Source organism: Reyranella sp. GW821-FHT14A01 (assembly GCF_058803965.1).
Genome location: NZ_JBXAPM010000001.1, coordinates 624,975 through 650,618, shown reverse-complemented (window position 1 = coordinate 650,618; position 25,644 = coordinate 624,975). Strand labels below are relative to the sequence as shown.

Here is a 25,644-nt window from a genome sequence, read left to right as displayed (position 1 = left end):
GGGAAAGACGAATGCGCATCGCCGCCACCTTTGTCGCGCTCTCGGCGCTCTGTTTCGCAGCGCCGGTCTCGGCCCAGGGATATGGGCTCGGCGGCACCGGCGGGCCGAAGCTCGGCGACCTCGAGATCAAGGCCTACCAGAAGATTCCCAAGGTCAAGATCGCCGTCCAGCTCACCTCCGACACGCACCTTGCGCGCGAGCTGCGCCGCCAGGTCATGGTCCGCCTCACCCAGCGCGGCAACCAGGTGGGCTTCAGCGGCGGCAACATCATGCGCATGGACGTGAGCTATTTCGACCTGGGCAGCAGCCTGGACCGCGACATGCCGATGATGCAGAGCCAGGATTACGAGACCGGCGCCAATCCGCGCCTCATGCTGCCCGCCAATCCGATCGGCCGGCGCGACACGATTCCGGCGGCGCCCAGGGGCTCGACCCTGCGCGTCTCGCTGACGCTCTACGAATCCAGCGGCGGCAAGGTGCTGTGGAGCGCGACCGGCTCCTGCAGCGTGCGGTCGAGTGCCGCGATGCAGGCCGGCATGTCGATCGTGAACCACATGTTCGACAATGCCGATGCCAATCGCGTCGCCGACGCCGGCTGCCCGATCTAACCGCTCTTCCGCAAAACAGAATGAAGGAAACGTCATGCCGCGTCTGGCTCCGCTCGACCTGAACAAACTCGACCCCGAACAGAAGAAGGTCGCCGACGCGATCATGACCGGCCCGCGCGGCGGCCTGCGCGGGCCCTTCGAGCCGTGGCTGCGCAGCCCCGTCTTGGCCGACCGCGCCCAGAAGCTTGGCGAATATTGCCGCTTCGACAATTCGCTGCCGCGCGACCTGTCCGAGCTGGCGATCTGCCTGGTCGGCCGTCACTTCAAGGCGCAGTTCGAATTCTACGCCCATGCCCGTCTCGCCAAGGAAGCCGGTCTCTCGGCCGACATCGTCGAGGCGGTCCGCCTGCGCATGACGCCGCCCTTCACGCGCGACGTCGAGAAGGTGATCTACGATTTCGTCACCGAATATCTCGAGACCAACAGGGTCGCGCCGACCAACTACAAGCGTGCCGTCGACGCGTTCGGTGAAAAGGGTGTCGTCGATCTGGTCGGCGTCTGCGGCTACTACATGCTGGTGTCGATGACCCTCAACGTCTTCGAGATGCCGCTGCCGCCGGGCGAGCCCGACCCGCTGCCGTAAGCAGCGATGGATCTCACGACCCTCGCACTCTTCTTCGCAACCGCCCTGGCGATCGCGATATCGCCAGGCCCCGGCATATTCTACGTCGCGGCGCGCACGCTGGCCGGCGGCCGCGGCGAAGGCCTAGCCTCCAGCTTCGGCACGGGGCTGGGCGGGCTGGTCCATGTCGCGGCCGGCGCTATTGGCGTGTCGGCACTGGTGATGGCGAGCGCCGAGGCCTTCACGCTTCTGAAGCTCGCCGGCGCCCTCTATCTGGTCTGGATCGGGATCAAAACGATCCGCGAGGCTCGCCTTCCCTTCGAGGCCAAGGCGGTGACGACCGGCGCGGCCCGAGCCTTCCGTGAGGGTATCCTCGTCGAGGCGCTCAATCCCAAGACCGCCGCTTTCTTCCTGGCCTTCCTGCCGCAGTTCGTCGACCCGTCGGCCGGTCCGGTCTGGCTGCAGTTCCTGGTGCTGGGCCTGATCTCCGTGGCGCTCAACACCGCCGTCGACGTCGTGGTCGCGATGCTGGCGTCGCGGGCCCGTTCGATCGCGATCGGGCGGCCGACGATGCTGCGCCGCCTGCGCACAGCCGCGGGCGGTCTTATCGCAGCTCTCGGACTGGCCCTTCTCTTCGCGCGCCGGCCAGCGACTCTTTAGCTATTCCTCGAAGATCGCCACCGCACGCGTCCAGCCGGCGGAGGCGCCGCGGATCTTGTGCGGGAAGCAGGCGATGGTGAAGCCGTCGCCGGGCAGCGATTCGAGATTGTGCAGCTTCTCGAGATGGCAGTAGCCGATGTCGCGGCCGGCCTTGTGGCCTTCCCAGATGATCGACGGATCGTGGTCCTTCGCCCATTTCTGGGCGGTGAAGAAGAACGGCGCGTCCCAGCTCCAGGCGTCGGTGCCGGTCAGGCGCACGCCCTTCTCCAGCAGGAAGATCGTGGCGTCGTAGCCCATGCCGCAGCCTGAATTGACATAGTCGTTGTTGCCGTAGCGCGAGCCGGCGCGCGTGTTGACGACGACGATCTCCAACGGCTTCAGCTCATGGCCGATCCGCTGCAGCTCCTCCTCGACCTCGGCAGCGGTGATGACATGGCCATCGGGCTTGTCGCGGAAGTCGAGCTTCACGCCGGGCTGGAAGCACCATTCGAGCGGCACCTCGTCGATGGTGATGGCACGCTCGCCCTTGTTCATCGTCGGATGGAAGTGATAGGGCGCATCGAGATGCGTGCCGTTATGCGTCGAGAGGTTGACGTTCTCGACCGCCCAGCCGGCGCCGTCCGGCAGGTCTTCCTTCTTGAGGCCGGGGAAGAAGCCGGCGATCTGGCCGGCCGTGTCGGCGTGCTTGTGATACTGGATCTTGGGCCCGAACGGCGGCGGATCGGAGATCACGTCGTTTTCGAGATAGATGGAAAGATCGACGAAACGGCGAGGCATCTTGCGTCCTCTTCTCAGGGGGCGGTCAGCGCATCCAGGATCGAGCGCGTCAGCAGCCTGCCGATGCACTTCTGGCCGAAATCGTTCAGGTGCAATCCGTCGAGCTGCACGAACTGGGCATAGGGCATGCCGTCATCGTACCAGCCGCGCATGATGTCGTAGCGGCGGAACAGGCCGGCGGCATAGTCCTTGGCGGCGCCCGCCATCACCTTCTCGTAGGCTTCCTTGTCGGCCACGGCGACGACGGCGGGCACGTATTGCAGGTTCATCAGGATGAAGTCGGCGCCCAGCGAGGTGCCGAGCTTCAGGCCCTCGCGCAGGGTCTTGTCGAACTTGTCGAGCGGCATGTGGCGGATGGCGGCGTTGGTGCCGGTCTGCCAGATCACCAGCGAGGCCGGATTGCCTTCCATTTCGGCGCGCATGCGGGCGGCCATCTCCTCGACGTCCTGGCCGCCGATGCCGCGGTTGATCACCTCGATGTCGATGCCGGGCAGCGCCTTCTCCAGGCCGATGCGCAGTTGCGTCGGATAGGCGTAAGCCGGGTTGGAAACGCCGTAGCCCGCGGTCGTCGAGGAGCCCAGCGCGATGATGCGGAGGTTCTTCTTCTCGGCGATCGACTTGCGGGCGATCGGCAAGGTCGAACCGAGCGCCAGCATGGCGGGCTTGGCGCGGCACAGGGTCATGGATTGCGCGAAGGCGGTGCCGCCGAAAGCGAGCATGAAGGCTGCCGCGAGCAGGACGACTGCGCCCTTCACTTGTGGGCCCTGGCCGCAGGATGCAGACGTGCCGGCGCGCGCGAGTGACCGTGCTTGAACCAGGCGGCGATGTAGGCGGCCACGCACATGACGGCGATGCCCCCGATGCTCACGAGAATCTGCGACAAGATCGAATCTTCATAGTGGCTAACGATCACCTGGCCGCTGAGCGCCAGGAAGGTCCCGATACAGAATATAAGCAAGGAAGCCTCACCGCATCTGCGAAGTGGGAGCCAAATGGGCCATTTGAGCCCGGGTGCGTCGATTGGCACCGCGATCCGGACCAGCCAGGCGACGGCCAGAAAATGCAGCAATCTCAGGATGTCGAGGTTGGTCTTGTCGATCGGATAGATGATCCGGGCCAGCCAGGACGGGATCAGCTGTTCCAGCGGATTATAGTGCCAGGACAAGGCGATGAAGGCCGCGAACAGCATGAAGGCGATCGCCAGGACGGTCAGCGTTCCCCGGAACCGGTCGAGCCACGACAGTCGGGGACCGAACACCGCGCAGGCCGCCCCGACATAGAACACGACCTGCCAGGCCATGGGATTGAAATACCAGACCTTCTCGTCCGGATAGGCGGGCAGGCTCCAATTGTAGTGGCTGGTTGCCGCATAGAGCGCGAAGGATGCGGCGATCACGGCCCAGGGCCAGCGCACGACCACCGGCAGGACCAGCGGGAACGCCGCCAGGAGCACGATGTAGAGCGGCAGCACGTCGAGGTTGACCGGTCGGAACCTCAGCAGAGCGGCTTCGAGGATGGCCCGATAGGGGTTCTGGCCGAGGCCCAGCAGTTCCATCTCCTCGATCAGCGCCGGCGTGTCGCGGGCGATCGAGACCCAGGCGATCTGCGCCGAGAAGGCCACGAACAGCAGGATATGGGCGACGTAGAGCTGCCAGACGCGGCGGTAGATGCGGGCCGCGGTCCGCGGCCAGCCGTCATGCTCCAGCATGCGGCTGTAGGCGATGACGGCGGTGTAGCCAGAGATGAAGACGAAGACCTCGGTGGCGTCGCTGAAGCCGTAGTTACGGACCGTCAGCCAGCTCACGATGTTGGTCGGGATGTGGTCGAGGAAGATGAACCACAGAGCGAGCCCGCGGAACAGGTCGAGACGGATGTCGCGAACGGGGGCGGCTGCCATGCCTATTGGTACCGCAGGCGAATCATCTGCGCTACGTTTCGCGTCGGAGGAAAGAGATGCCCAAGATACCCCTGCTGCTTGTCCCCGGCGTGCTGTGCTCGCCGCGCCTGTTCGCTGCCCAGGTCGCCGCGCTCGAGGGCCAGGCCGACATCGTCGTGCCCGACTGGCGCAAGGCGCCGCTGTCCATCTGGGACAGTTGGGAGAGCGCCGCGCGCTGGGTCGTCGACCAGATGCCGGCCGAGAAGTTCGCGCTGGCCGGCCTGTCGCTGGGCGGCATGCTGGCGGTCGAGATCATGCAGTTCGCCGCCGACCGCGTGACCCGGTTGGCCTTGCTCGACACCGGCATGCGCAGCCAGAACGAGGCCGAGCGCGCGGTCCGGCGCGCCCGCATCCGCCTCGCCAACGAAGGCCATTTCGAACTGGTCCTCGGCATGCAGATGACGCGCTTCATCCCGGCCTATCGCCTGCCCGACAAGGCGCTGGTCGACGAGGTGATGACGATGTGCGGCGAGATCGGCGTCGAGATCTACAAGCGCCAGGAGGAGCTGGCCGCGATCCGCACCGACCGCCGTCCCGACCTGCCGCGCATCAAATGCTCGACCACCGTCATATGCGGGCGTGACGATGCCGCGACGCCGCTCTTCCTGTCGGAGGAGATCGCCAAGGCCATCCCGCTCGCCAGCCTCGTGGTGATCGAGCAGTGCGGGCATCTCGTCACGATGGAGAGGCCCGAGGAGACCAACATGATCCTGAAGGCGTGGCTGGAGAGGCGGGCTTAGCGTCAGCCTCTTCCCCTTTGCGGACTCCGCAAAGGGGAAGTGCCCTCGTCTTACGAGGGCGATGGGGTCATGCCCCCTCCGTCGTCGTAAGACGACGACACCTTCCCATTTGAATGGGGAGGAGAGCCTTTAACCAATCACCTTCTTCTCGCGCAGCGCGGCGATCTCCGCCGCACCGAGGCCGGCGAGCTCCGTCAGCACCTGATCGGTGTGCTGGCCCAGTGCCGGCGGCGGGCGCGTGTCGTCGACCGGCGTGTCGGAGAAGTGGAAGTTCGAGCCGATCAGCGGCACGTCGCCGACCTTGCTGTGCTTGTAGGTCTTCAGCATGCCGCGGCGCTTCACTTCCGGCTCGTCCAGCGCCTCCTTCATGGTGCGGATCGGACCGGCCGGGAGATGGCGCAGCTTCTGCGCCCAGTTCTCCTTGGTGTCGGTCGTCAGCACCTCTTCCATCAGGCGCGTCAGCTCGGGCTTGTTGGCGACGCGGTTGGCCACCGTGTCGAAGCGCGGATCGGTCACCCATTCCGGATGGCCAAGCGCCTTGGCGGTGTCGCCGAACAGCTTCTGGTTCGCCACGGCCATGTAGATCTTGCCGTTCGCCGTCTCGAACGAACTGTTGGGCGCCGACGCGAAATGGCCGTTGCCGGCGCGCCGCGGCTGGTCCCCGCCGATCAGGTAGTAGGCGCCCATGTTGCCCAGCGACACGAGCGCAGTGTCGTACAGCGCGAGGTCGATCTGCTGGCCTTTGCCGGTGTCGCGACGCGCGTAGAGCGCGGCATTGATTGCAGCCACCGAATGGATCGCCGTCATCGTGTCGACGATGGCGATGGCGTGGCGCAACCCCTCGCCGTTGGCCTCGCCATTAACACTCATCATGCCCGACTCGGCCTGCAGCACCGGATCGTAGCCCGGCCGGTCCGACAATGGCCCGGTCTGGCCGTAGGCCGAGATCGAGAGATAGATCAGCTTTGGATACTTCGCCGCGACGCTGGCATAGTCGAAGCCGTACTTCTTCAGCACGCCCGGCCGGAAGTTCTCGACCAGCACGTCGGCCTCGGCGAGCAGCTTGTGCACGATCGCCTGGCCCTCGGGCTTGGTGAAGTCCAGCCCAACGCTCTTCTTGCCCCTGTTGAAGGCCATGAAGAAATGGCTCTCGCCATTGGCACCGCCGGCGCGCGGACCGGCGCCCTTGCGCGTGTCGTCGCCGCCGTCGGGATTCTCGATCTTGATTACCTCGGCGCCCATGTCGGAGAGCATCTGGGTGCACATGGGCCCCGCGATCACGCGGGAGAAATCGATGACGCGAATGCCGTCGAGGGGCGGCCGACCTGATTTTGACATGGCCGCAAGGTAGGACTGCAGGTGGTGCGCTGTCCATGCGCCGCGTATGAGCTAGACTTCACACTCATGGACACATTCCGCATGTCGCTGTCACGACGCAGCCTTTTCGCCCTTCCGCTTCTCGCGGCCCTTCCGGCCGCCGCGCAGACCGAAACCTATCCGACCAAGGCGATCCGGATCATCGTGCCGTTCGGGCCCGGCGGCTCAGGCGACATCACGGCGCGCCTAGTCGGCAAGTACATCGAGGACAAGACCGGCCAGCCCTTCATCGTCGAGAACAAGCCCGGCGCCAACGGCATCGTGGGTGCGATGTACGTGAAGGCCGCGCCACCGGACGGCTACACGCTGATGCTGGGCACGACCTCGACCAACGCCGCCAACGTCCACATGTACAAGAACCCGGGCTACGATCCGGAAAAGGATTTCTCGGTCGTCGGCATCATCGGTTCGAGCGGCGCCTTCCTCGTCGTGCCGGCCGACGCACCCTACAAGACACTCGCCGAATTGCTGGCCTACGCGAAGGCCAATCCAGGCAAGCTCAACTTCGGCTACTTCAACGCAAGTTCGCAGGTTCCGGCCGAAGTGCTGGGCCAGCGGGCCGGCGTCGAGTGGCAGGGCGTCGCCTACAAGGCGATCGCCAACGCCTGGACGGACCTTTATGGCGGCGCAATCCAGTTCATGTTCGTCGACCTCACGGCCGGCCGCGGCCAGGTCGTGGCGAACAAGGCACGGGCCCTTGCCGCCACCCTGCCCGCGCGCAGCCCGCTCTATCCCGATCTGCCGACCGTCGCCGAGAGTTTCCCTGGCTTCACCAGCACCGGGTTCCTGGTGATCGCGGTTCCGAAAGCGACACCGCTGCCGATCCAGCAGCGGTTGAACACGCTGATCAACGAAGCCATCACCACGCCCGAGAACAACAAGCGCCTGATCGATGAATTTGCCCTTACGGCCAAGCCCCTGACGCTTGAGCAATGCGCGGCCGAGGATCGCGAGCAGCGCGCCAAGTGGGCCGAATACGTCAAGATCGCGAAGATCGAACCTCAGTAGAGGCTCGTTGCACGCGCTACGAGGGATCCTTCCATCGCGCCAAAGGCAGCGGGTGGGGAGCACCATCCTGTGACTCGGCCTGCCCGGCGGTCTCGTCCTGGCTTAGAGACGAAGCGGCGACGACCGCCGCGCGCTCGCGCAGAAAGAGTGCCGCCGCCTTCTCGCCCTCCGCGGTCAACCGGGAGATATTCGCCGACCCGCGATCGATCTTGCCCTCGTAGTCGAGCAGGTCCTGCAGCTCGACCGGCATCTCGATGCAGGGGATGTGGTAGGGCTTGTCGGCATCGGAATGGAACGACTTCGGGATGCGCACCGGCGCCTTGATGTCGAAGCGCGCCAGGAACTCCGGCCGGAAGGCATCGGCCAGGATCAGGTCGTTCATGAACTCGAGATGGCCGAGCTGCTGGAACAGCGAGATGTTGCCTTCGAGCTGGTTGCGCCGGTCGACGATCTCGCCCGGCTTCTTCGGGACGCGCCGGCTGGCCGTCGGATTGATCTTGATCAGCCAGATCTCGTCGGGAATGTTCGCCTCGCCGACCGAGCGCGGGCGGATGAGTTCCTCGACCGGCGGGTTGTCGGAGAAGAGACCGTCCCAGTAGGCATGGTCGTCGATCTGCACCGCCGGGAAGATATTCGGTACGGCGCAGGACGCCAGGACATGCTCGACCCGGATCGGCTCTTGGGTCGACACGAACTTCGCCAGCGCGCCGCTCGTGATATTGGCCGCGCCCAGCATCAGCACCGGCCGGCCCGGCTGAGGACCCCACGAGGCAATCTCGGCGAAATCGATGTGCTTCTCGAGCAGGCCGCGGAAATCGGAAAAGCCCATGCGCTGTCCGGTCGTCATGAACTGCATCATCGACTGCATGACGGGTGAGGACGGGCTGAGCTGAAGGGTCGGCATCATGCCCGAGTTCACCAGTCGCGAAGATTCGACGATGAACCGGTTGATGGCATGCTCGACGGGACCCTGGGCGGTGTTCTCCTCCCAGAAATCCATCATGCGTTTCCAGACCGGCCGTTCGCCCTTCATGAACGAGTACCAGAGGAGTGTGGCGCACACGGCCCCACCCGACGTGCCGCTGATGCTCACGAACTCGAACTCTTCGCCGAGCTTGGCCTGGCACAGGGTCTTTACGGCCCCGGCCGTGAAGGCGGTCTGGCTGCCGCCGCCCTGGCAGGCGAGGGCGATCTTGGTCTTGGGCATGAGGACTTTCTTCGAAAACAGTAGACCCCAGTCTAGGCGACGCAGACGACTTCGCCCATGCGACCGGTCGAACCGCGCGCCAAAAACACACGTGTTTCGCAAAATTCGACAGGCGAAGCGGCTTGCAAATTGCATGGCGAGGCTCGCCAAATGACGTCCGCAAATCCCGGGAGGAAGACAAAAGTGCCGGTGTCCGATCCGATCGCGTTGGAGCTCTTCAAGAACGCCATTTTCTCGATCGCCGACGAAATGGCGCTCACGGTCTTCCGGACGACCTATTCCGGTGTCCTCAAGGATAACATGGATTATTCGACGGGCTTCGCCGATGCCAACGGCAAGCTCGCCGCCCAGGGCCTGACCCTGCCGGGACATCTCGGTTCGGTGCCGACCGCCATGGAATCGATCATGCGTCACTTCAAGGACGACATGGCGGAGGGCGACGTCTTCATCATGAACGACCCGTTCGACGGCGGCATGCACCTGCCCGACATCTTCGTGATCAAGCCGCTGTTCCACGCGGGTGAGCGGCTGGCCTTCGCCTGCACCGTCTGCCACCACATCGACGTGGGCGGCCGTGTGGCGGGCTCGAATGCCTCGGACTCGACGGAGATCTATGCCGAGGGCCTGCGCATCGCGCCGATGAAGCTCTACGACAAGGGCGTCCTCAACAAGACGATCATGACGTTCATCGAGAAGAACGTCCGCCTCCCCGTCCAGCTGTTCGGCGACCTGCGCGCCCAGCTCGCGGCCTGCCATATCGGCGAGAAGCAATTCGCCGAGCTGGTGGCGCGCCATGGCGCCGAGGAAACCAAGTTCTATCTCAACGAAGTCATCGACTATGCCGAGCGGCTGACGCGGGCGGCCATCCAGGAGCTGCCGGACGGAGAGTGGAGCTTCGAGGACTGGATCGACGATGACGGTGTCGACTACGGCAAGCCGATCCGCCTGTTCGTCACCATCACCAAGAAGGGCGGCCACATGGTGGTCGACTGGACGGGCACCAACCCTCAGGTAAAGGGCGCGATCAACAACACGCTCTCCTTCACCAAGGCGGCCTCCTACACCGGCGTGCGCTCGGTGCTGCCGCCGGGCATCCCCAACAACGAGGGCGTGTTCCGCGCCATCGAGGTGATCTGCCCGCCGGGCACGGTGGGCAACGGCGTGCTGCCGGCCGCCTGTGCGGCGCGCGGCCTGACCGGCTTCCGCATGACCGACTGCATGTTCGGCGCGCTCGCCATGATGCTGCCCGACAGGGTGAAGGCGGCGGGCGACGGCGGCAATACCGGCATCTCGATCGGCGGCTACGATGCGGCCCGCAAGCCCTTCGTCTATGTCGACTTCACCTGCGGCGCCTGGGGCGCGCGGCCCTTCGCCGACGGGCTCGACGGCAATTCGCACATGTTCGCCAACATGGCCTCGCACTCGATCGAGGTGACCGAAGCCGAGCAGCCGATCCAGCTGCTGGCCTACGAGTTCGTGGCCGACAAAGCCGGCGCCGGTAAGTATCGCGGCGGCGTGCCGTTCCTGCGCGATTACAAATTCCTCGAAACGGAAGGCATGCTGCAGGTCCGTTCAGACCGGCGCGACCATCGCCCGTTCGGCCTCTATGGCGGCAGCCCCGGCGGGCCTTCGGAGAATTATCTCAATCCCGACGGCGAGAACCGGCTGCTGCCCTCGAAGCTCACGATGACCGTGAAGGGCGGCGACATCTTCCGCCATGTGCTGGCCGGTGCCGGCGGCTGGGGCGATCCGCTGGAGCGCAATCCCGACGCCGTGCTGCGCGACGTGCGCAACGAGTTGCTGTCGCCCGAAAAGGCGCTCACCGACTATGGCGTCGTGATCGACGCCAAGGCGTGGAAAGTCGACACCGCCGCGACCGAGCAGCGCCGCGCCGGGATCGCCAAGGCGCGCGGCTGGACGGAGACGCCCAAGGTGCAATGGCACGATCCGGCCCCGCTCGTCCGGGCCGCCGAATAGCTCTCATGTCCTTGCCGGGAGCGCGCCACTCCAGTGGCGCTCAAGTTTTGAGATCGCACGAAGACGCGCCACTGGAGTGGCGCGCTCCCAGCCATGAGCAGATCCAATGACCGTTTCCTACCGCGTCGGTGTCGACATCGGCGGCACCTTCACCGACATCGTGCTGCTCGGCTCCGACGGCACCATCCATACCAAGAAGATCTCATCGAGCGTCGGCAACTACGCCCAGGCGATCGTCGACGGTCTGAGCGAGGTCTTCCGTGAGACCGGTCTCGACGGCGCCGCCATCGAAGAGATCCGCCACGGCACCACGGTCGCGTCCAACGCGATCCTCGAGCACAAGGGCGCCAGGGTCGGGCTGATCACCACCAAGGGCTTCCGCGACGTGCTGGAGATCCGCACCCTGCGCATGCCCAAGCTCTACGACCTCGGCTGGACCAAGCCGGAGCCGCTGGTCGAGCGCTACCTGCGACGGGTGGTCGATGAGCGGGTCGATCATGCCGGCAAGGTCGACCGCGCCCTCGACCCGGCCGACGCGGAACGGGCCGTCGATGCGCTGCTGGCCGAGAAGGTCGAGGCGATCGCCATCTGCTTGCTCAACTCCTTCGCCAATCCCGCGCACGAGCTGATGCTGCGCGACATCGTCGCCGCAAAGGCCCCTCACCTGCCACTCAGCGTCTCCTGCGAGGTACTGCCCGAGATCAAGGAATACGAGCGGACCTCGACCACGGTCATCAACGCCTATGTGATGCCGATCGTGGCGACTTATCTTCATGCGCTGCGCCGCGGGCTCGACAACGCCGGCATCCCGGCGCGCCTGCTTCTGATGCAATCAAACGGTGGCCTCACGACCGACACGGCTGCGGCCGAGCGGCCGATGAACATCATCGAATCCGGTCCGGCCGGCGGCGTGGTCGGCGCACAGGCGCTGGCCCGCGCCAAGAACCTCGAGAAGATCATCACCTTCGACATGGGCGGCACCACCGCCAAGGCCTCGATGGTCGAGGACGGCGAGGTCGCGCGCGCCCAGGAATATGCCGTCGGCGCCGGCATCATGATCGGCTCGCGACTCCTTACGGGCGCGGGCTACACCTTGAAGGTCCCGGCCATCGACCTCGCCGAAGTGGGCGCGGGTGGCGGCAGCCATGTCTGGATCGATCCGGGCGGCGCGCTGCAGGCGGGCCCCGAGAGTGCCGGCGCATCGCCGGGCCCGGTCTGCTACGACAAGGGCGGCGAAGCGCCGACCATCACCGACGCCAACGTGCTGCTGGGCTACATCAATCCCGGCCATCTCGTGGGCGGGGCGGTGAAGCTCAACGCCGACAAGGCACGCGCCGTGTTCGAGGAGAAGATCGCCAAGCCGCTCGGCATGACGGTCGAGCGTGCGGCCTACGGCGCGCACCTGATTGCCGCCTCCAACATGATCCGCGCCATCAAGGCGGTGTCGACCGAGCGCGGCCGCGATCCGCGCGAGTTCTCGCTGTTTGCCTTTGGCGGCAACGGACCGCTGTTCGCCGCGGGCATGGCGGCGGCCTTGGGCATCGCCAAGGTGATCGTGCCGCCGTCGGCCGGCCTCTTCTCGTCCTTCGGCCTGCTCTATGCCGATGTCGAGCACCACTATGCGCGCACCTTCCGGCGCCTGTTGCGCCAGGCCGATCTCGGCGAGATCGACCGCGCCTGGACGACGATGGCGCAGCAGGCGGATGGGCAGCTTGCCGTCGAAGGCTTCACGGGCACCGGCGCCCGACTGAAGCGTTCGGCAGCGCTGCACTACAAGGGCCAGAGCTACGAGCTCACCGTCCCGGTACCGGAAGGGCCGATCGATGCCCGCATGGTCGCGCATCTCGAAGAAGCCTTCGGCCAGGAGCATGAACGCACCTACGGCCATCGCGCCGGACCGGATGAACCGGTCGAGCTGGTCGCCATCCAGCTGGTGGGCGCCGGCCTTCGCGAAGGCAGCGGCGTGCCCCAGAACGTGCGGTCGAGCCGGGCTGAGTCCGAAGCACGGGCGTCACGCCGCGCCTGGTTCGGCGACAAGCACGGCTGGATGGACACGCCAGTCGTGAGCCGCGCCGATCTCGCGGAGGCCAAGACCGGCCCGCTCATCATCGACGAGTACGACACGACCTGCGTCGTCCCGCCCGGCGCCCGCGCCGAGCGCGACAGCGCCGGGAACATCGTGATTACGCTCTGATCATTTGCCTCCCCTTCGCGGATTCCGCGAAGGGGAGGTGTCGGGCTCATAGGCCGACGGAGGGGTCACAGCGACCCGCACTGTGGCTCTCCCCCTCCGTCGGCGTAAAACGCCGACACCTCCCCCGTAAGACGGGGGAGGAGAAACGTACTCAGCCGAACCAGCGCACCGCGATCATCACGATATCCGGCCAGATGCAGATCATCGCGATCATCGCCAAAAGCGCCACGACGAACGGCGCGGAGCCCTTCTCGACGTCGGAGAGCGTGCCGCGGCCGCGGATGCCGTGGATCACGAACAGGTTGATGCCGAAGGGCGGCGAGATCATTGCCGTCTGGATCAGCAGCACCAGCAGGATGCCGTACCAGACCGGATCGTAGCCGGCCTGCACCATGAGCGGCGTGGTGATCGGGATGGTCGAGATCATCATGGAGAGTTCCTCCATAAAGGTGCCGAGCACGAGATAGAGCACGATCACCGCGCCCAGCACCTGGACCGGCGAGAGCTGCCAGTGGGTGATGAGCTTGCTGAGCTGCTGGGTGAGGCCGATCGTCTGGATGATGACGTTGAGGAAGAAGGCGCCGACCAGGATCGCCACGACCATGGCCGTCGTGCGCACGGTGCCCTCGCAGACGTCACGCAGCATGCGCCACGACAGCCGGCCACGTTGGGCGGTGATGATGAGCGCGCCGACGATGCCGACGGCGGCGGCCTCGGTCGCCGTGGCGATGCCGAAGAAGATGGAGAAGATCACGACGATCAGCAGCGCCAGCGGCGGCAGCAGGTCGGGCAGCAGCTTGATGCGCATCTCCCAGTTGGTCTCGACCTTGCGGCCGCCCCATTCCGGCTTCCACAGGCAGGCGACCAGCACGGTGAGGCTGAACAGCACGGTCAGGATGAAGCCCGGCAGGAAGCCCGCGAGATAGAGCTTGGGCACCGACGTGTCAGTCATCACGCCGTAGATGATCATGTTGATCGAGGGCGGAATGAGGATTCCGAGCGTACCGCCGGCCGCCAGGGTGCCGAGGAAGAGCGGCTCGTTGTACTTGTTCTTGTCGATCTCCCCCATCGCCACGACGCCGATGGTCGCCGCGGTCGCGACGCTGGAACCCGACACCGAGCCGAACAGCGCGCAGGAGCCGATGTTGGAATGCATCAGCCCGCCGGGCAGCCACGACAGCCACTGGACGAGGGCCGCATACATGCGCTCGGCCGTGCCGCTGCGCAGCAGGATCTCGCCGAACATGATGTAGAAGGGAATGGCCGTCAGGATGAAGTTGCTGGTGGTCGACCAGGTGAGCTCGCCGACGATGCGATTCATCGGCATCGGCGAATAGATGCCGTTCAGGAGCAGGCCCGCCAGGCCCATGCCGGCCGCGACCGCGATCGAGCTGCCGAGCAGGAACAGCAGGATGACGAGCGAAACGCCGGCGGTCATTGCTTCTTCTCCTGCTCGAGACCGTGCGCCACCGCGGCGATCTCCTCTTCCGCTTCGGCCAGTGCAGACTTGGACCCGATCAGCGCGAACAGGCCGTTATAGTCGCCGGCCATGAAGGCCAGCAGGCCCCGCACCAGCAGCAGCGCGCAGAGCAGCACGAAGAAGAGCAGGCCTGCGAACCACAGGCCCTGCGGGATCACCAGAGGCGCCTCGATGGCCGACAGCGAGTGCGAGTCCGATACCCAGGATTGCTTCACGACGCCCCAGGCGTACCAGGCGACCATGCCGAAGAAGCCCATCAGGGTCGCGAGACTGATCAGGTCGAGCAGCGCCCGCGCCTTGATCGACTTCAGCCGCACATAGACGGTGTCGATGCGAATGTGCGAGCGGCTGAGCAGGGCCGAGGAGAAGCCCCAGGCGCTGGAGATGGCCAGCGCATAGCCCGAGAGTTCATCGGCGCCGCCCAGGGTGACCGACATCGTATAGCGCAAGGTGATGTCGATACAGATCAGAACCGACGCCACCAGCAGCATCGCGCCGCCGATGATCGCACCGACGCGGGATATGCCTTCGGCGGCCGCCTGCAGGCGATTCATCTCAAGATGATCCTTACGGCGTCGGTGCCTTGAGATCGAGCGCCTTGCCGACCGTGTCGTTCCATTCCTTGGTGCACTCCGCGCCGCAACGCTTGGCCCAGCCGGCGAGCACCGCGCCCTCGACCAGCTTCTTGTGGGTCTCCATCTCCTCGGGCTTCACCGGGACGATGGTGGTCTTGGCCAGCTTGCCCATGGTGCAGGGCTGAACACCTGTGTTGCAGTTGTCGGCCTCGGCGGTCGTGGTCTTGACGGTGGCCCACATCTTCTCCTCGTAGGCCTTGAACTGTTCGGTCAGGAAGGCCTGCGTCTTGGGATCGAGGCGCTTCCAGCTGTCGAGGTTCACGGCCAGCACGTTGATGCTCCAGCCCAGCGACATCGGATAGATCGACTTGGTGACCTCGGCCCAGCCCGCGGTGTTGCCCGACAGGCTGCCGGTCACGCCGCAATCGACGACACCGGCGCTGAGCGCCGGCACGACTTCGGCGAAGGCCATGCTGACGGAAGTACCGCCGACGCCGCCCAGGAAGTCGCGCATCGTGTTGTTGAACACGCGGATCTTCTTGCCCTTGAGGCCGGCCAGTCCTGTTGCAACATCCTTGCACCAGAAGACTTGGGGCGTGTTGCCGCCGAAGGCCAGCAGCTTGGCGTTCCAGTTCTTCTGCATCTGCCGGTCGATCACGCCGCGATAGGCATCGCAGGCGGCGCGGGCCTTGTCCGGCGTGAGCGTCAGGCCGGCGAGATCGCAGGCCTCGAAGCGCGGATCGTCGCCGGCCATCTTGGAGATGTCCATGGCGGCAAAATCCATGACGCCGAGCTTCAGCAGCCGCAGCATGGTCTTGTCGTCGATGCCCATCTGGTCGAGCGGTGTCACGTCGGCCGTGATCGCGCCCTTCGACGCCTCGGGCAGCGTCTTGCGCCAGAACGGCAGCTCGTCATGAATCGAGACCGGCGTCGGGCTGTTGAGCCCGATCACCTTGAACTGGCTCTTGGGCAGATCCTGCGCCGAAGCGACGGAGACGACTGCCGTCGCCAGTGCGAGACCAGACAGCAAACGACGGAACATGCGAACCCCCTGGATCGTCCCCGAATTTCCAGGAACGATGCAGCAATTTGCATGCCACGGGTTGGCGTCAGAACCAGACCTTCAGGCCCACCAGCGCCCGCACCAGCGAGGTCGGTTCGCCGGCCGCCGCGACGAAGCCCGCGGTGTTGCCGGTGAACTGCTCGAAGGCGACACCGATGTACGGCGCCACTTCCTTGGTGATCTCGTAACGCAGCCGCAACCCCAGCTCGAAGCGAGCGAGGCCGCTGCCGAGCTGGATGGCGGGATCGTCCTTCGAGGCGACCATCGCCTCGAGATAGGGTGTGGCGATCAGCTTCTGCGACAGAAGCGCATCGTAGGACGCTTCGAGCCGCGCACTGACCACGCCGGTCTGGCTGACACCCGCCACGAGATCGACATGGATGCCGAACGGCGCCAGCCCCTCGACACCGGCGAGGAACCCCGAGCGGGTGACGCCCTCGTCGAACACCGTGAACTGCACACCGGCCTTGGCATCCCAGAAGTCGGAGATCAGCCGGCTGTAGAAGAAGCGGCTGTCGATGCCCTTGGTGCCGCCTTCATTGTCGATATGGCCGTTGTCGCCAACGATGCCGGTATTCTCCAGCCGCAGCTTGTTGCGATCCTCGCCGAGCCACGCCGACGCCGCCCACTCGGTCGCCGGCGCGATCGAGGAGAGACGCTTCTCGACACGGGCGTCGACGCGCCAGAAAAGTTCCTGGTCGTCCATCGCCTGCGCCGGTGCTGCCATCGCGAGCAGCAGCGCCGTGATGGCCAAAGGCTTAGTGATGGTGCTGGCCATGACCACCTCCCGTCGCGGGTGCGGGCGTTGGTGCAGGAGCGGGTGCCACGGGCCGCGGTGCCGGCCTTGGTCTCGGCGTTCGCGCCGCAGGCTCGTCCGCGGGCGTGACATCGTCGACCACCGGGACCGCCGACGGCGCCACGACGAACTCGCGGAACATGCCGGTCATCATGTGGTAGAGGAAATGACAGTGGAACGGCCAGCGACCGGCCTCCGTCATGCGCACCGTGACGCTCACCGTGCGGCCCGGCGGTACGATCACCACATGCTTGCGCGGCCGCTCCTCGCCCGCGCCATTCTCCAGATCCATCCAGAGTCCGTGCAGGTGGATCGGATGGTTCATCATGGTCTCGTTCTTGAAGACCAGGCGCACCGTCTCGCCCTGCGTGAAGTTCATCACCGGATCCTCGGAGTACTTCCTGTCGTCGAACGACCAGAAGAACTTCTCCATATTGCCGGTGAGCCGTATGTCGATCGTGCGGTCGGGCGGCCGCAGCCGGTACGAACGGTCGGCGCGGCGCAGGTCGGTGTAGGACAGCACCTTCGATCCCGCCGGTGCATCGACCGGCGGCACATGGACGAGGCCCGACAGGTCGGACGATGCCGATGCGGCATGGCCCATCTTCGAATGATCCATCTTCGAATGGTCCATGCCGGCCATGCTGCCGTGTCCCGTGCCGTGACCCATGTCGGCCTCGGTGAGCAGCGCCGGCGGCCGCGGCACCGGCGCCGGTCCGGTCATGCCCTCGCGCGGCGCCAGCGTGCCGCGGGCGAAGCCGCGTCGATCCACCGACTCCGCCTCGATCGTGTAGGCGCGGTCGTCCTTCGGCTCGACGATGACATCGTAGGTCTCGCCGACGCCGATGCGGAACTCGTCGACCTCGACCGGCTTCACGTCCTGCCCGTCGGCCTGCACGACCTTCAGGCGCAGCCCGGGGATGCGCGTGTCGAAGATGCTCATCGCCGAACCGTTGATGAAGCGCAGCCTCACTTTCTCGCCGGGCCTGAACAGGCCGGTCCAGTTGTCGGCAGGACCGCGGCCGTTTACCAGGAACGTGTAGCCCGTCACGTCGGCGAGATCGGTCGGGTCCATGCGCATCTCGCCCCACATCAGTCGGCTCGAGATGACGGCCTGCTTCTCCTCCGTCGTCTTCGCCGCCGCAAGGTCGCGCATCAGGCCGGGCAAGGTGCGCTTGCGGTCGTTGAAGTAGCCCGGCTCCTGCTTGAGCTTGCGCAGGATGGCACCCGGCGACATCGGGTGATGATCGGAGAGCATCACCACATAGTCGCGCGCCGCCTTCTCGCGCTCGCCCTTCACGGGGGCGATCACGATCGGCGCATACATGCCCTCCTGTTCCTGGCCGCCGGAATGGCTGTGATACCAGTAGGTGCCGGCCTGTTTGACCTTGAAGCGATAAGTGAAGGTCTCGCCCGGCCTGATGCCGTGGAAGCTCACCATCGGCACGCCGTCCATCTGGTAGGGCAGCAGGATGCCGTGCCAGTGGATCGACGTGTCCTCCTTCAGGCGATTGGTGACGTTCACCGTCACATCCTCGCCCTCCGTCCAGCGCAAGGTCGGACCGGCGATCTCGCCGTTGATGGAAAAGACGCGGCGCGTCTGGCCGTCGATCACGACATCCGTGCGATCGATGACGAGATCATAGGTGCCGGCGAATGCCGGTGCAGCAACAAGTCCGAGGGCCAGCACCGCGAGGCCGATGAACGAACGTCGAATCGACATGGAAATCTCCCGAAACTGAAAGCAAGCGAATTGGGCTTCGGTTCAGGTCCTGGGAGGCGGTGGGTCCTTCGCGAGGTGACGGCCGGTCAGGTCGCGAATCGGCGCTGCTTCGCGGGATTCCGCCAGCAGGATGACAGGCGGCACCGGATCGGCGGGCATTACAGCCATACCGACGCACATGAAGGCGCAGCACTCGCCGGCGACGTGCTTGGCCACGTCCCTGGACGAGCCGTCATCGGGTAGCGGCGCTTCGTGCCCGCCGCAATCCATCGTCGCCGCATGCTCCATCGCCGGCTGCGTTGCCGCCCAGGTTCCCAACGACGGAGAGACCAGGGCGACCAGGGCGAACAGCCAGAGGAGGGAGCGCAGGCGGATCATGTCAGCGGCGCCGGCTGTCCAGCACTTCGAGGATCTCGTCGATCTTGATCTGCCGGTCCTTCTCCGAGCCGGCATGGAAGGCGTGCGCCACGCAATGCTGCAGGTGATCGCCCAGCGTCTCCTGCTCGACCTTGTCGAGCGCGGCGCGGACGGCGCGGATCTGCGTCAGCACGTCGATGCAGTAGCGCTCCTCCTCGATCATGCGCGCCACGCCGCGCACCTGGCCCTCGATCCGGCTGAGGCGCGCGAGCTGCGACTTCTTGAGCTTGTCGTCCATCCTTGAACCATACCCCCGTAGGGTATAGATAGCAAGCATGAGTCACGCCTGCTGCCACGCTTCCCATGCGCCCGCCGCCCATCCGGCCGCGGATCCGAATATCGCCATCGATCCCGTCTGCGGGATGAAGGTGAAGATCGAGGGCGCGAAGAACACGACGGTCCACGAAGGGCGGCCCTACTATTTCTGCAGCCCGAAGTGCCTGCAGAAGTTCACCGCCGAGCCGGCGCGCTACCTGAAGCCCGAGGAAGCGCCGCCCGCCCCGCCGGTCGCGCCCGGCACCATCTTCACCTGCCCCATGCATCCCGAGATCCGCCAGGTCGGACCGGGAAGCTGCCCGATCTGCGGCATGGCGCTGGAGCCGGCCGAGATCTCGCTCGACGACGGCCCGAACGAAGAACTTTTGGACATGACTCGCCGCCTGTGGATCGGCGGCGCCCTCACCGTTCCCGTCGTGGCGCTCGACATGGGCGGGCATCTCTTCAATCTGCACGGGCTCCTGCCGCACGGTCTCACGCCCTGGCTGCTGATGGCGCTCGCCACACCGGTGGTCCTGTGGGCCGGCTGGCCGTTCTTCGTGCGCGGCTGGCAATCGGTGCGCACCGGTCATCTCAACATGTTCACCCTGATCGCGCTCGGCACGGGCGTGGCGTGGATCTACAGCGTCGTGGCGACGATCGCCCCTGGCCTCTTCCCAACCGGCCTGCGCGGCGCCGACGGCATGGTGCCGGTCTATTTCGAGCCGGCGGCGGTGATCGTCGTGCTGGTACTGGTCGGACAGGTGCTGGAATTGCGGGCGCGCGACGCCACGGGCGGTGCCATCAAGGCGCTGCTGGGACTGGCGCCGCGCACGGCGTTGCGTGTCGACGCGGGCGGCAACGATGCCGAAGTGGCGATCGACCAGATCGCGGTCGGCGACCGGCTGCGCGTGCGACCGGGCGAGAAGGTGCCGGTCGACGGCTCGATCGTCGAGGGCGCGGGCTCGGTCGATGAATCGAGCATCACCGGCGAGCCGATGCCCGTCTCCAAGGCCGCTGGCGCCAAGGTGATCGGCGGCACGGTGAACGCCAGCGGCACCTTCGTCATGAAGGCCGAGCTGGTCGGCAGCGACACGATGCTGTCGCGCATCGTCAAGATGGTGGCCGAGGCACAGCGCAGCCGTGCGCCGATCCAGCGCCTGGCCGACATCGTCGCCGGCTGGTTCGTGCCGGCGGTGATCGCCGTCTCGGTGATCGCCTTCGCCGCCTGGTCGATCTGGGGTCCGTCGCCCGCCTTTTCCTACGCGCTGGTCGCGGCGGTCTCGGTGCTGATCATCGCCTGCCCCTGTGCGCTGGGCCTCGCCACGCCGATGTCGATCATGGTCGGCGTCGGCCGCGGCGCCGCCGCCGGCATCCTGATCCGCAACGCCGAGGCGCTGGAGCGGCTGGAGAAGGTCGACACCCTGGTGGTCGACAAGACCGGCACCTTGACGCTCGGCAAGCCGACCCTGTCGGCCGTCGAGCCGGTGGGCAACCTGCCGGAAGCCGAGATCCTGCGGCTGGCGGCGAGCCTGGAGCGTGGCAGCGAGCATCCCATCGCCACCGCGATCCTGGCCGGTGCGCAGGCGCAGGGTCTCGCGATGGCGACCGTCGAAGGCTTCGCCTCGCCCGCCGGCAAAGGCGTGTCGGGCACGGTCGACGGCAGGCGCCTGCTGCTGGGCAATGCCGCCTTCCTGCGCGAGGCCGGCATCGACGGGGCGACCGCCGACGCGAAGGCCAACGCCCTGCGCGAGACCGGCGCCACGGTCGTGCTGCTGGCGGTCGACGGCAAGGCCGAGGGGCTGCTGTCGGTCAGCGATCCCGTGAAGGACACGACGCCGGAGGCGCTGAAGCGCCTGCGCGAGGCCGGCCTGCACATCGTCATGCTGACCGGCGACAACCGGCGCAGCGCGTCAGCGGTCGCAGACCGGCTGGGCATCGACGCGGTCGAGGCCGAGGTCCTGCCCGAGGACAAGGCTCGGATCGTCCAGCGCCTCAAGGCCGAAGGCCGCGTCGTCGCCATGGCCGGCGACGGCATCAACGATGCGCCGGCCCTCGCGGCGGCCGATGTCGGCATCGCCATGGGCACCGGCACCGACATTGCCATCGAGAGCGCCGGCATCACCCTGGTGAAGGGCGACCTTCTGGGCATCGCCCGTGCGCGTCACCTCTCCCGGGCGACCATGGCCAACATCCGCCAGAACCTGTTCTTCGCCTTCGTCTACAACGCGGCGGGCGTGCCGGTGGCGGCAGGCGTGCTCTATCCGGTCCTCGGCATCACGCTCAGCCCCATTCTCGCCGCCGCGGCCATGGCCTTGAGTTCAGTCAGCGTCATCGGAAATGCACTCCGACTGCGACGGCTGGAAATCTAAAACCTGTCTGCGACATTTCGGGACGGTCGTGTCGCTTTGCGCTTGATCTGCAGGCGGCCACGCCGGAAATTGACCGAACCATGCGCCTGATCCATCGATCGCATCGCGCCGCCAACGCCGTCCGGACCGTGTCTCCGAGCGGCGAGCTGTTCGTTGCGTCGATCGTGATCTGCATGATCCTGGCCTCGTTCGGCGATGCCGTCGATCCGACCTGGCTGGGCGAGGCTGGACTGGAATTCGCCTTCTTCGACCTGGGCGGCGAGTTCTCGGTGCTGGCGATGCGCCACTGGCACCTCATCGAGCTGCTCTTCGCGGGCGGCGTGATGGCCGCGGGCATCATGGTCCTTCGTATCGTGGCCGGCGCGTTCTTCCGGCCGCTCGATTCCGCTGCACCCGACGACGTCGAGAAGGTGCCGATCAAGCTCTGACGACTGGCTGAAAACGCCGGCGACCGCCCTTCCTAGGAAGTGAGCGGCGTCGGCACTCATTCACTTGTTGTTGGAGACTCTCATGGAACTCGAACTGTTTTCGGGCGCGTTTTTCTCGGCGCTGCTCGCCATCATCCTGATCGACCTCGTGCTGGCGGGCGACAATGCCCTCATCATCGGCCTGGTCGCGCGCAATCTTCCCAAGGAAAGCCAGAACAAGGTCATCTTCTGGGGCACGTTCGGCGCCATCGCCATCCGCGCCCTGATGGCCATCCTCGTCGTCTACATCCTGGCCGTGCCGGGCTTCATGCTGGCCGGCGGCCTCGCGCTGGTCTGGATCGCGCGCAAGCTGCTCACGCCCCAGGACAATGCGGAGGAGAGCCACCTCGTCAAGGCGCCGGCGGCGAGCTTTGCCGCGGCGGTGCGCACGATCATCATCGCCGACGCGGTAATGGGCATCGACAACGTGCTGGCCATCGGCGGCGCCTCGCACGGCTCGATCCTCCTGATCCTGCTGGGCCTCGCCATCAGCGTGCCGATCATCGTCTGGGGCAGCCAGCTCGTGATCAAGCTGGTCGACCGCTACCCGTCGGTGATCCTGCTGGGCGGCGCGGTCCTGTGCTGGACCGCCTACGGGATGATCGTCCGCGAGCCGATGCTGGTGAGCTGGTTCGAGGCCCACCCGGCCGCCAAGCTGGTGCTGGCCGTGCTGGCCTTCTCGATCGCGTTGGCGCCCTGGTACGCCGAGCGTCTCAGCGAGCCGATGAAGCCGCTGACCGTGCTGCTGCCAGCCATCCTGATCTGGATGCTGGGCTTCGAGATCGCCGCCAGCGTCTGGAAGGTCCAGGCCGACTACCTCATGGCGACGACGCAGGGCGAGTACCTGATGGAAGGCCTGCGCTGGATCGGCTGGCTGCCGCTCGCCGCACTCTTCCTGTGGGTGCGTGAGCGGCTCGTGCTGCGCAACGCCCGCGTGGCGCGCAGCCCGCAGTAAGGCTGAAGGTACGATGCTTGCGGGGCCTTGTGGCGCGGCGTAGGACCGCGCGCATGTCCCGCAAGCTCCTGCCCCTTCTCGCAATCCTGCTGGCGCCGTCGGCCGCTCTCGCCGATGACGCCTCCTACTGCGCCGAACTGTCGAGCCTCTATCGCCGCTATCTGGGCGGCAACGGCAACGGCCAGCTCTTCCCCGACGTCACCGCGGGCGTCGCGATGTCCGAATGCGCCAAAGGCAACTATGCCGCCGGCATCCCGCCGCTCGAGAAGAAGCTGCGCGACGCGCGCTTCACGTTGCCCAAGCGCGACTGACGCCGGCGATTAACGCTTACGGCTCGCCTGCAGCGATACGGCGAGCGGCAGCCAGGGCCGGTCGGGCCAGTGCCAGTCGCCATCGTCGCGCTGCTCCAGAATCTTGAACATCCGCCACGGCACGTTCGGATGCTCGTGCAGCCAGTCGAGCGACAGGCCGGCGTCGATCAGGCCGCAGACGATGTCCGACAGCGGGTGAAGCCAGCTGACGTTGGTGGCGTTCATCAGCCGCGCGGCAGGATCGGCATAGTCATTGGGGTCGTCGAACGTCAGCGGCCGGCGCTCGAAGTAGGACAGGAAGAACCCCGGCATGCCGTCCGGCTGCGGAACGAGATCGTCGAGGACGAGCGCGGCCGGATGGCCGTCGGCGTAGTAGAGTCGGCCGCCGGGCTTCAGGAACCCGGAAACGATTTCCGCCCATCGCCTTATGTCGGGCAACCAGCAGGTGGCACCCCAGGTCACATAGACGAGATCGAACGAGCCCGGCTCCGGGATCGCCGACGACGCGTCGTAAAGATCGGCGCAGACGAAGCGCGCGCGGTCGGTGAGACCGAGTTCCGCAGCCAGCGCATTGGCCGCGTCGATGGCGGCCGGCGAAAAATCGAGGCCGATCACCGAAGCGCCGCGCTGGGCCAGGCAGAGCGTGTCGGCGCCGAAATGACATTGCAGGTGGAGCACGCGCAAGCCCCGCACGTCGCCCAGCTCGGCTTCCTCGATGACGTTCAGCCTGCCCTGACCGGCCCGCAGCGGCGCCAGATCGTAGCCCGGCGCCTTGAGGTGGACGGCGACTCGCTCGTCCCAGTTGGCGCGATTGATCGCCCGCCAGTCCTTGTCTTCCGTCACGACACCGACAGGTCGGCACTGGTCAGCCGCCGATAGGCTTCGAGGTAGCGTTTGCTGGTCGCCTCGACGACTTCGGTTGGCAGCTTCGGCGGCGGCGCCTCGCCGTTCCAGCGGCCGGCATGGCGCTCGACGTCGAGCCAGTCGCGCAATGGCTGCTTGTCGAAACTGGGCTGCGGGCGCCCCTCTTCATAGCCGTCGAGCGGCCAGAAGCGCGAGGAATCCGGGGTCATCACCTCGTCGATCAACAGGATCTTGCCGGCGGCGGTGCGGCCGAATTCGAATTTGGTGTCGGCGATGATGATGCCCTGCTTCAGCGCGACGTCGCGGCCGCGCGTGTAGACGAGGCGGGTCAGCCGTTCGAGCTCGGCGGTGACGTCGGCCCCCAGTTCCTTCTGCATCTGGGAGACGGTGATATTCTCGTCATGGCCGCTCTCGGCCTTGGTCGCCGGGCTGAAGATCGGCGGGTCGAGGCGGCCGCTTTCCTTCAGGCCCTTGGGCAGCGTCTCGCCGGCCAGGGTCCCGGCCTTGGCATATTCGCGCCAGGCCGAGCCGGTGATGTAGCCGCGCACGACGCATTCGATGGGGAACACCGTGCCGCGCCGGCAGAGCATGGCGCGGCCGGCGATCTCGGCGCGGTGGCCCTTGAGGGCCGGCACCGCGGCGATGATCTCGTCGGCGTCGGCCGAGATCATGTGATGCTCGACGAGGCCGCCCAGCTGGCGGAACCACCAGGCGCTGACCTGGGTCAGCACGGCGCCTTTCTGCGGGATGGGCTCGGCCATCACTACGTCGTAGGCGCTCACCCGGTCGGTCGCGACCAGCAGCAGCCGGTCTGCATCCACCGCATAGACATCGCGCACCTTGCCGCGCGCGATCCGCTCCAGCGGCAGGTCGCTCACCGTCATCAGCATCATCGGCCTCAGCCTTCCTTGCGCAGTTCCTCGAACACTTCCTTGGCGGTGAGCATCGCCTCGCGCACCGACGGCAGGCCGATATAGCCGCAAAGGTGCATCAGCGCCTCGGACAATTCATCCTCGGTCCAGCCCTGGCGGCGGGCCATGCGGAGGTGGATGGCCAGTTCCGGCCAGCGGGCCTGGGCGGTGTCGGAAATCACGCAGATCAGGGTCTTCGTCTTGAGGTCCAGGCCGGGACGCGACCACAGCATGCCGAACACCGCCTCGCGGGCGTAGTCGCCGAATTTCTTCATCATGGGGTCGTCGTAGACCGACTTGTTCATGTCGGCGGCGAATTTCTCCCCCATGAGCTTCGCCCGTATTTCGCTGCCCTTCTTGTAGTTCTCGCTCTCGGCCATCGTTTCCTCCTTTGTTACGAATTCTGGAC

The 25,644-nt window shown here is 66.2% G+C and carries 26 protein-coding genes; 11 read left to right on the top strand and 15 right to left on the bottom strand.

Annotation, left to right across the window (positions count from 1 at the left end; genetic code table 11):
• Positions 1-11 precede the first annotated feature (11 nt).
• Genes AC1ROX_RS03170 through AC1ROX_RS03160 form a run of 3 tightly spaced genes read left to right on the top strand, consistent with a single transcriptional unit; the run spans position 12 to position 1,830 of the window.
• A complete protein-coding gene (locus tag AC1ROX_RS03170; RefSeq protein ID WP_493122286.1) occupies positions 12-608 on the top strand; it encodes a hypothetical protein in 597 nt (198 codons plus the stop codon).
• Positions 609-642: 34 nt separating this feature from the next.
• Complete coding sequence (locus AC1ROX_RS03165) at positions 643-1,191, top strand: carboxymuconolactone decarboxylase family protein (RefSeq protein ID WP_493122284.1); 549 nt, start codon at positions 643-645, stop codon at positions 1,189-1,191.
• 6 nt (positions 1,192-1,197) lie between these two features.
• Positions 1,198-1,830 carry a LysE family translocator gene (locus tag AC1ROX_RS03160; RefSeq protein WP_493122282.1) on the top strand — a complete coding sequence of 211 codons (633 nt, stop codon included), beginning with the start codon at positions 1,198-1,200 and terminating at the stop codon, positions 1,828-1,830.
• On the opposite strand, the gene AC1ROX_RS03155 is transcribed toward AC1ROX_RS03160, so the two are convergent.
• Genes AC1ROX_RS03155 through AC1ROX_RS03145 form a run of 3 tightly spaced genes read right to left on the bottom strand, consistent with a single transcriptional unit; the run spans position 1,831 to position 4,504 of the window.
• Positions 1,831-2,607: a cyclase family protein gene (locus tag AC1ROX_RS03155; RefSeq protein WP_493122281.1), complete on the bottom strand. Its 777-nt coding sequence runs from the start codon at positions 2,605-2,607 to the stop codon at positions 1,831-1,833. It abuts the gene before it with no gap.
• Between the two features lie 14 nt (positions 2,608-2,621).
• The gene (locus AC1ROX_RS03150) at positions 2,622-3,362 is read right to left on the bottom strand and encodes an SGNH/GDSL hydrolase family protein (protein WP_493122279.1); all 741 of its coding nucleotides are present in this window, start codon (positions 3,360-3,362) and stop codon (positions 2,622-2,624) included.
• The gene (locus AC1ROX_RS03145) at positions 3,359-4,504 is read right to left on the bottom strand and encodes an OpgC domain-containing protein (protein WP_493122277.1); all 1,146 of its coding nucleotides are present in this window, start codon (positions 4,502-4,504) and stop codon (positions 3,359-3,361) included. The genes AC1ROX_RS03150 and AC1ROX_RS03145 overlap by 4 nt, the downstream gene beginning before the upstream one ends.
• A gap of 56 nt (positions 4,505-4,560) precedes the next feature.
• On the opposite strand from AC1ROX_RS03145, the gene AC1ROX_RS03140 reads away from it, so the two are divergent.
• Positions 4,561-5,283, top strand: coding sequence for an alpha/beta fold hydrolase (locus tag AC1ROX_RS03140; protein WP_493122276.1), 723 nt, complete (start codon positions 4,561-4,563; stop codon positions 5,281-5,283).
• Between the two features lie 129 nt (positions 5,284-5,412).
• Here AC1ROX_RS03140 and AC1ROX_RS03135 read toward each other — a convergent pair whose 3' ends face one another.
• On the bottom strand, positions 5,413-6,621 hold the full coding sequence (locus tag AC1ROX_RS03135; protein WP_493122274.1) for a CaiB/BaiF CoA transferase family protein: 1,209 nt from the start codon (positions 6,619-6,621) through the stop codon (positions 5,413-5,415).
• A gap of 81 nt (positions 6,622-6,702) precedes the next feature.
• Here AC1ROX_RS03135 and AC1ROX_RS03130 point away from each other — a divergent pair, with 81 nt between their 5' ends.
• On the top strand, positions 6,703-7,668 hold the full coding sequence (locus AC1ROX_RS03130) for a Bug family tripartite tricarboxylate transporter substrate binding protein (protein WP_493122272.1): 966 nt from the start codon (positions 6,703-6,705) through the stop codon (positions 7,666-7,668).
• A gap of 16 nt (positions 7,669-7,684) precedes the next feature.
• On the opposite strand, the gene AC1ROX_RS03125 is transcribed toward AC1ROX_RS03130, so the two are convergent.
• A complete protein-coding gene (locus AC1ROX_RS03125; protein WP_493122270.1) occupies positions 7,685-8,875 on the bottom strand; it encodes a patatin-like phospholipase family protein in 1,191 nt (396 codons plus the stop codon).
• 189 nt (positions 8,876-9,064) lie between these two features.
• On the opposite strand from AC1ROX_RS03125, the gene AC1ROX_RS03120 reads away from it, so the two are divergent.
• Positions 9,065-10,852: a hydantoinase B/oxoprolinase family protein gene (locus AC1ROX_RS03120; RefSeq protein ID WP_493122268.1), complete on the top strand. Its 1,788-nt coding sequence runs from the start codon at positions 9,065-9,067 to the stop codon at positions 10,850-10,852.
• A gap of 106 nt (positions 10,853-10,958) precedes the next feature.
• Complete coding sequence (locus AC1ROX_RS03115) at positions 10,959-13,046, top strand: hydantoinase/oxoprolinase family protein (protein WP_493122266.1); 2,088 nt, start codon at positions 10,959-10,961, stop codon at positions 13,044-13,046.
• 151 nt (positions 13,047-13,197) lie between these two features.
• Here the strand turns inward: AC1ROX_RS03115 and AC1ROX_RS03110 are convergent, their stop codons facing one another.
• The 7 genes from AC1ROX_RS03110 to AC1ROX_RS03080 all read right to left on the bottom strand — a co-directional run bounded on the left by AC1ROX_RS03110 (position 13,198) and on the right by AC1ROX_RS03080 (position 19,338).
• Positions 13,198-14,484, bottom strand: a complete 1,287-nt coding sequence (locus AC1ROX_RS03110) for a TRAP transporter large permease (RefSeq protein ID WP_493122264.1) — start codon at positions 14,482-14,484, stop codon at positions 13,198-13,200.
• Positions 14,481-15,080: a TRAP transporter small permease subunit gene (locus tag AC1ROX_RS03105; protein ID WP_493122262.1), complete on the bottom strand. Its 600-nt coding sequence runs from the start codon at positions 15,078-15,080 to the stop codon at positions 14,481-14,483. Before AC1ROX_RS03105 ends, AC1ROX_RS03110 begins: the two co-directional genes overlap by 4 nt.
• Positions 15,081-15,093: 13 nt before the next feature.
• Positions 15,094-16,143, bottom strand: a complete 1,050-nt coding sequence (locus AC1ROX_RS03100) for a TRAP transporter substrate-binding protein (RefSeq protein ID WP_493122260.1) — start codon at positions 16,141-16,143, stop codon at positions 15,094-15,096.
• Between the two features lie 67 nt (positions 16,144-16,210).
• On the bottom strand, positions 16,211-16,942 hold the full coding sequence (locus AC1ROX_RS03095; protein WP_493122258.1) for a copper resistance protein B: 732 nt from the start codon (positions 16,940-16,942) through the stop codon (positions 16,211-16,213).
• Entirely contained in the window at positions 16,923-18,683 is a 1,761-nt protein-coding gene (locus tag AC1ROX_RS03090) for a copper resistance system multicopper oxidase (protein WP_493122256.1), read from the bottom strand. The genes AC1ROX_RS03095 and AC1ROX_RS03090 overlap by 20 nt, the downstream gene beginning before the upstream one ends.
• 42 nt (positions 18,684-18,725) lie before the next feature.
• Positions 18,726-19,061: a hypothetical protein gene (locus AC1ROX_RS03085; RefSeq protein WP_493122254.1), complete on the bottom strand. Its 336-nt coding sequence runs from the start codon at positions 19,059-19,061 to the stop codon at positions 18,726-18,728.
• Position 19,062: 1 nt separating this feature from the next.
• Positions 19,063-19,338: a metal-sensitive transcriptional regulator gene (locus tag AC1ROX_RS03080; protein WP_296326836.1), complete on the bottom strand. Its 276-nt coding sequence runs from the start codon at positions 19,336-19,338 to the stop codon at positions 19,063-19,065.
• Positions 19,339-19,375: 37 nt separating this feature from the next.
• On the opposite strand from AC1ROX_RS03080, the gene AC1ROX_RS03075 reads away from it, so the two are divergent.
• The 4 genes from AC1ROX_RS03075 (at position 19,376) to AC1ROX_RS03060 (ending at position 23,460) form a co-directional block, all read left to right on the top strand.
• The gene (locus AC1ROX_RS03075; RefSeq protein ID WP_493122252.1) at positions 19,376-21,727 is read left to right on the top strand and encodes a heavy metal translocating P-type ATPase; all 2,352 of its coding nucleotides are present in this window, start codon (positions 19,376-19,378) and stop codon (positions 21,725-21,727) included.
• Between the two features lie 80 nt (positions 21,728-21,807).
• Positions 21,808-22,155 carry a hypothetical protein gene (locus AC1ROX_RS03070; RefSeq protein WP_493122250.1) on the top strand — a complete coding sequence of 116 codons (348 nt, stop codon included), beginning with the start codon at positions 21,808-21,810 and terminating at the stop codon, positions 22,153-22,155.
• Positions 22,156-22,237: 82 nt separating this feature from the next.
• Positions 22,238-23,149, top strand: coding sequence for a TerC family protein (locus AC1ROX_RS03065; RefSeq protein ID WP_493122248.1), 912 nt, complete (start codon positions 22,238-22,240; stop codon positions 23,147-23,149).
• Between the two features lie 53 nt (positions 23,150-23,202).
• Complete coding sequence (locus AC1ROX_RS03060) at positions 23,203-23,460, top strand: hypothetical protein (protein WP_493122246.1); 258 nt, start codon at positions 23,203-23,205, stop codon at positions 23,458-23,460.
• A 9-nt stretch (positions 23,461-23,469) separates the two neighbouring features.
• On the opposite strand, the gene AC1ROX_RS03055 is transcribed toward AC1ROX_RS03060, so the two are convergent.
• Genes AC1ROX_RS03055 through AC1ROX_RS03045 form a run of 3 tightly spaced genes read right to left on the bottom strand, consistent with a single transcriptional unit; the run spans position 23,470 to position 25,615 of the window.
• Positions 23,470-24,303, bottom strand: coding sequence for a class I SAM-dependent methyltransferase (locus tag AC1ROX_RS03055; RefSeq protein ID WP_493122244.1), 834 nt, complete (start codon positions 24,301-24,303; stop codon positions 23,470-23,472).
• Complete coding sequence (locus tag AC1ROX_RS03050) at positions 24,300-25,217, bottom strand: phosphoribosylaminoimidazolesuccinocarboxamide synthase (RefSeq protein ID WP_493122242.1); 918 nt, start codon at positions 25,215-25,217, stop codon at positions 24,300-24,302. Before AC1ROX_RS03050 ends, AC1ROX_RS03055 begins: the two co-directional genes overlap by 4 nt.
• Positions 25,218-25,222: 5 nt before the next feature.
• Positions 25,223-25,615 (bottom strand): carboxymuconolactone decarboxylase family protein, encoded by a 393-nt coding sequence (locus AC1ROX_RS03045; RefSeq protein ID WP_493122240.1) that lies wholly within the window; start codon positions 25,613-25,615, stop codon positions 25,223-25,225.
• Between the last annotated feature and the right edge of the window lie 29 nt (positions 25,616-25,644).